Raw genomic sequence first — 5,230 nt, 5'->3', positions numbered from 1 at the left:
CCAGCTGCTTGAGTTCGACGTCCGGGCGGAAATCCTTCGGCGCGTCCGGATCGGTGCTGATCGCCCAGTGGCGCTGGCCCAGCCCCTGCAACAGGAATACGTCGTACTGGTCCACGTGTGCGCCGACGCCGCCGCCCGGCTCGGCATAGGAAATCATCACGTCGTCGATGCGCCAGCTCGGCAGGAAGCGGAAATGTTCCAGCAGCTGCGCCACGTCGGCGTCCCACTTGTCCACGTCCTGTACCAGCAGGGTCCAGTTCGCGTCGGGTGTCCTGGCGAAGTCGGCTTCGTCCAGCGGGCCGGTCTTCACCGACCAGCGGCCGCGCTTGTCGTCGTGCACGATCAGCCGCGACAGCGCGCCTTCCTCGCAGGCCAGGCCGGCCAGGTCGTCCGGCTGCAGCGGCGGCTGGAAATCGGGGAAGGCGTGGCGGATCAGCAGCGGGCGCTTTTGCCAGTAGTCGCGCAGGAACTGCGCGGGGGGCATGCCCAGCGGCTGTCTGGCCGAGCCGCGGACTTCGATGGGGAGGACGTCATTCATCGGGGCATTGTAAGGCTTGCCCCGTGCGGTGAAGGCCGCTCGCCCCGCGATGCGGCAATCAGCCGAATGCTTTCACCACGTTGCTCACCCCCAGTCCCAGCACCGCGATCGCCGCGAGCGCCGTCGCCACCCGCGCCGGCATGCGCCGCGCGAACACCGCACCGACCGGCGCGGCCAGCACGCCGCCGACCATCAACCCGAGCACTGCCGTGCCGTGGCCGAGTCCGACCAGCAGCAGGAAGCTCATGCTGGCGGCGATGCTCACCACGCACTTGGCCAGATGCACCGTGCCGATCACCGTCCGCGGCGTGGCGCCGCGTGCGACCAGGGTGGTCACCGTCAGCGCGCTCCAGCCGCCGCCGGCGATGGCATCGGCAAAGCCCGCGCCCAGCCCGAGCACCGGCGTGCCACTGGGCACGTCCGGACCGGGCGGGCGTGGGCGCGCGCTGCGCAGCAACAGGAACACGCCCATGCCGAGCAGGTAGGGCGTCAACGCCAGCCGCATCCAGTCGGCGGGCACCTGCACCACCACCGCCGCGCCGATCACCGCGCCGACCACGCCGGGAAGGGCGAGCATCCAGAACAACGGCCAGCGCACGTTGCCGGCGAGCCAGTGGCTCAGCCCCGAGGCGCCGCAGGTGAACGCCTCGGCCTGGTGCACGCTCGCGGTGGCGGTCACCGGCGGCACGCCAAGGCCCAGCAGCATCGCCGCAGAAGCCACGCCGTAGGCCATGCCGAGCGCGCCGTCGACCAGCTGGGCCAGCGCGCCGACGGCAGCGAAGGTGAAGAACTCGGTAGCAGGGGCCATGGCGTGCCGCAGGAAGGGGGAGTGGGGAGTATCGGCAGCCACATGTGAATGGCGGAAATAAGGGCTCGGCATATCCACATGCCCACGCGTCCTTTCCCACCTGCGATCACGCCGCCTAGATTGACCGGACCCCACATTTGGACGTCCAAAGGACAAGACGACGTGAATGCCCTGGTCGCCCCGGAGCCGTTGCCCGTTGCGCTGAGCGCGGAGAAGAGCGCCTTGCTCGCCAGGCTGGCCGAAGGGCTGGCCGCGGAGGAACTGTACTGGGTGGCCGCCTGGAGCGCGGCACGCGCCGGCCAGGCACAGCGCGGCGTACGCCCGGTGGACCTCGCGCCGGTCGACGCGCCGGATGCGCCGCGGCTGACCATCCTCTACGGCAGCCAGACCGGCAACGCCAGGCGCGTGGCCGAGCAGCTGGCCTCGCGCAGCGAGTCGGCCGGGCTGCCGGTGCGCCTGGTGCGCGCCGATGGCTATCCGCAGCGCGAGCTGGCGAAGGAAACCCACCTGCTGGTGGTGATCAGCACGCAGGGCGACGGCGAACCGCCGGACGACGCGCGCGGCTTCGTCGAATTCCTCGCCGGCAAACGGGCGCCCAGGCTCGCTGGCCTGCATTACGCGGTGCTCGGCCTGGGCGACTCGAGCTATCCGCAATTCTGCGCGATCGGCCGCCAGCTCGACGAACGCCTGGCGCAACTCGGCGCCGTCCGTTTCGCGCCGCTGGGCGAGGCCGACGTGGACGTCGACGCCGTCGCGGCGCCGTGGTCGGCCGGCGCGCTGGAACAGGCCCGCGGGGTACTCGGCCGTGCGGCGCCCGCAGCCGTGCGCAGCGCCAGCGTGCATGCGCTGCCCACCCGCCACGCCCACTCGCGCGAGCAGCCGTTCGCCGCCACCGTGCTGGCCAACCAGCGCATCGTGGCGCGCGACAGCGAACGCGCGGTGCACCATCTGGAACTCTCGCTGGAAGGTTCGGGCCTGCGCTATGCGCCGGGCGATGCCATCGGCATCTGGCCGACCAATCCGCCTGCGCTGGTCGCGCAATGGCTGGAGGCGCTGCGCCTGGACGGCGCACAGGAAGTCACCCACCAGGACCGCACCCTGCCGCTGGCGCAATGGCTCTCGCGCGAGCGCGAGCTGACGCGGCTCACGCGTGCCTTCGTCGCGGCGCATGCGGCGGCCGGCGGCCATGCCGACCTGGCGCACGTGCTGCGCAAGGAAAGCGCCGCGCCGTTCGCCGAACTGCTCGCCAGCCACCAGCCGATCGACCTGCTGCGCCGCTACCGCGCCGACTGGCATGCCGGCGAGCTGGTCGCCGCACTGCGCCCGCTCACCCCGCGGCTGTACTCGATCGCCTCCAGCCCGCGCGCGGTGGGCGAGGAAGAGGTGCACCTCACCGTCGCGCGGGTCGAGTACGCGGCCTTCGGCGTGCCGCACTGGGGCGCTGCCTCCGCCTTCCTCGCCGCGCAAGAGGAAGACGCCCGCGTGCCGGTGTTCATCGAGGCCAACGAGCGCTTCCGCCTGCCGGCCGACGATGCGCGCGACGTCATCATGATCGGCCCCGGCACCGGCGTGGCGCCATTCCGCGCCTTCGTGCAGGAGCGCCGCGAGGCCGGCGCGCGCGGCCGCAACTGGCTCGTCTTCGGCAACCGTCACTTCACCCGCGACTTCCTCTACCAGGTCGAATGGCAGGAGGCGCTCCAGAGCGGCGCGCTGCACCGGCTGGACCTGGCCTTCTCGCGCGATGCCGCAGGCAAGGTCTACGTGCAGGACCGCCTGCGCGAGCAGGGCAGGGAGCTCTACGCCTGGATCGAGGGCGGCGCCCACCTCTATGTATGCGGCGACGCCAACCGCATGGCCAAGGACGTGCATGCGGCGCTGCTCGACATCGCCCTCGCGCACGGCGGTCATTCGCCCGAGTCGGCCAGGGAGTGGCTCGCCGATCTCCTCACCCAGGGCCGCTACGCCCGCGACGTGTACTGACATGGCCCTCAAGCTTTCCGAACTCGAACACATCAAGGAAGAGAGCCGCCAGCTGCGCGGTTCCATCGCCGAAGGGCTGGCCGACCCGGTCACCGGTGCGATCGGCGAGGCCGACACCAAGCTCCTGAAGTTCCACGGCAGCTACCAGCAGGACGACCGCGACCTGCGCGAGGAACGCCGCCGGCAGAAGCTCGAACCGCTGTACGCCTTCATGTTGCGCGCGCGCCTGCCCGGCGGCGTGGTCACGCCGGCGCAGTGGCTGGTGTTCGACCGGCTCGCTACCGATTACGCATCGAGCGGCCTGCGCATCACCACGCGCCAGACCTTCCAGTGGCACGGCATCCTCAAGGGCAACCTCAAGCCGACCATTGCCGCGATCCACCAGACCATGGCCAGCACCATCGCCGCCTGCGGCGACGTGCTGCGCAACGTGGTGAGCACGCCGCTGCCGATGCAGTCCGCGGCGCACGCGCAGGCCTATGCGTGGGCGGCGAAGTTGTCGGAAGAGCTGGCGCCGCGGACCACCGCCTATCACGAGCTGTGGCTGGACGGCGAGAAGCTGGTCGGCGAGCCGGAGCCCGAGCCGCTCTACGGCAGGACCTACCTGCCGCGCAAATTCAAGATCGGACTGGCGATCCCGCCGCTCAACGACATCGACGTCTTCGCGCAGGACCTGGGCCTCATCGCGATCGAGGAAGACGGCGAGCTCGCCGGCTTCAACCTCGCCGTCGGCGGCGGCATGGGCGCCACCCACGGGGATGCGAGCACCTACCCGCGCCTGGCCGAGGTGATCGGTTTCGTCACGCCGGAGCAGCTGCGCGACGCGGCCGAGCAGGTCATCGCCATCCAGCGCGACTGGGGCGACCGCAGCGAGCGCAAGCATGCGCGCCTGAAGTACACGCTGGACCGCCGCGGCACCGGCGTGTTCAAGGCCGAGCTGGAACGGCGGCTGGGCTTCGGGCTGCAATCGGCGCGGCCGTTCCGCTTCGACCACAACGGCGACCGCTACGGCTGGCTGCAGGGCCAGGATGGCCGCTGGCACCTGACCCTGCATGTCGAGTCGGGCCGGCTGCTCGACCGCGGCGAACACCGCCTGCTCAGCGGCATGCGCGAGCTGGCCAGGGTGCACACCGGCGACTTCCGCCTCACCTGCAACCAGAACGTGATCGTCGCCAACGTGAAGGCGGCCGACCGCGCGCGCATCGACGCCATCGTCGCCACGCACGGCCTGGACGGCTATCGCCGGCAAAGCGCGATCCGCCGCCACGCCATCGCGTGCGTGGCGCTGCCCACCTGCGGGCTGGCCATGGCCGAGAGCGAGCGCTACCTGCCCGCGATTCTCGAGAAACTCGAGGAGCGGCTGGCGCACCACGGGCTGCTGGACGCGCCCATCCTGCTGCGCCTGTCCGGCTGCCCGAACGGCTGCTCGCGGCCGTACCTCGGCGAGATCGCGCTGGTCGGCCGCGCACCCGGCCGCTACGACCTGCGCCTGGGCGCGGACTTCGCCGGCCAGCGGCTCAACCGCATCCACCGGGAGAACGTGGACGAAGCGGCGATCCTGGCGACGCTCGACCCGCTGTTCGAGCGCTACGCAGCGGAACGTGCGCCCGGCGAAGGCTTCGGCGATTTCCTCGTGCGCAGCGGCGTGCTGGCGCCGCCGCCCGTGCGGCGCATCCCGGCCGAGGTGGTGGCATGAGCGCGCAGCCGCTCGCCCGGCCGGACTGGGACCCCCATGCGCTGGCCGAGGCCAACGCCGTGCTCGCGCGGCTGGGCGCCGAGGAGCGCGTGGCCTGGGCGCTCGAGAACGTGCCGGGCGAACACGTGCTGTCCTCCAGCTTCGGCGCGCAGGCGGCGGTGTCGCTGCACATGGTGAGCCGGCAGCGCCCGCGCATCCCGGTGGTGCT

At 71.6% G+C, this 5,230-nt stretch carries 4 protein-coding genes and 1 pseudogene; 3 read left to right on the top strand and 2 right to left on the bottom strand.

Annotation, left to right across the window (positions count from 1 at the left end; genetic code table 11):
* Together HOQ08_RS03910 and HOQ08_RS03905 are read right to left on the bottom strand one after the other, a co-directional pair.
* A partial coding sequence (locus tag HOQ08_RS03910; protein ID WP_291191861.1) for a cupin domain-containing protein occupies nt 1-538 on the bottom strand: 538 nt, incomplete at its 3' end.
* 58 nt (nt 539-596) lie between these two features.
* Nucleotides 597-1,346, bottom strand: coding sequence for a sulfite exporter TauE/SafE family protein (locus tag HOQ08_RS03905; protein WP_291191859.1), 750 nt, complete (start codon nt 1,344-1,346; stop codon nt 597-599).
* Between the two features lie 171 nt (nt 1,347-1,517).
* Here HOQ08_RS03905 and HOQ08_RS03900 point away from each other — a divergent pair, with 171 nt between their 5' ends.
* The 3 genes and pseudogenes from HOQ08_RS03900 to HOQ08_RS03890 form a co-directional block, all read left to right on the top strand.
* A complete protein-coding gene (locus HOQ08_RS03900) occupies nt 1,518-3,326 on the top strand; it encodes an assimilatory sulfite reductase (NADPH) flavoprotein subunit (protein ID WP_291191863.1) in 1,809 nt (602 codons plus the stop codon).
* A gap of 1 nt (nt 3,327) precedes the next feature.
* Entirely contained in the window at nt 3,328-5,022 is a 1,695-nt protein-coding gene (gene cysI, locus HOQ08_RS03895; RefSeq protein ID WP_291191857.1) for an assimilatory sulfite reductase (NADPH) hemoprotein subunit, read from the top strand.
* Nucleotides 5,019-5,230: pseudogene (locus HOQ08_RS03890) on the top strand (phosphoadenosine phosphosulfate reductase); the annotation flags it as partial. The gene cysI and the pseudogene HOQ08_RS03890, both read left to right, overlap by 4 nt.

The organism is Frateuria sp., assembly GCF_013362045.1.
Lineage (GTDB): Bacteria > Pseudomonadota > Gammaproteobacteria > Xanthomonadales > Rhodanobacteraceae > Frateuria_A.
Note: the sequence above shows the minus strand (reverse complement) of the source record. Positions and strands in the feature narration are given on the sequence as shown.

Coding starts and splice junctions, on each gene's coding strand:
- HOQ08_RS03905 (WP_291191859.1), bottom strand. CDS start 1,346: ATGGCCCCTGCTACCGAGTTCTTCACCTTCGCTGCCGTCGGCGCGCTG.
- cysI (WP_291191857.1), top strand. CDS start 3,328: ATGGCCCTCAAGCTTTCCGAACTCGAACACATCAAGGAAGAGAGCCGC.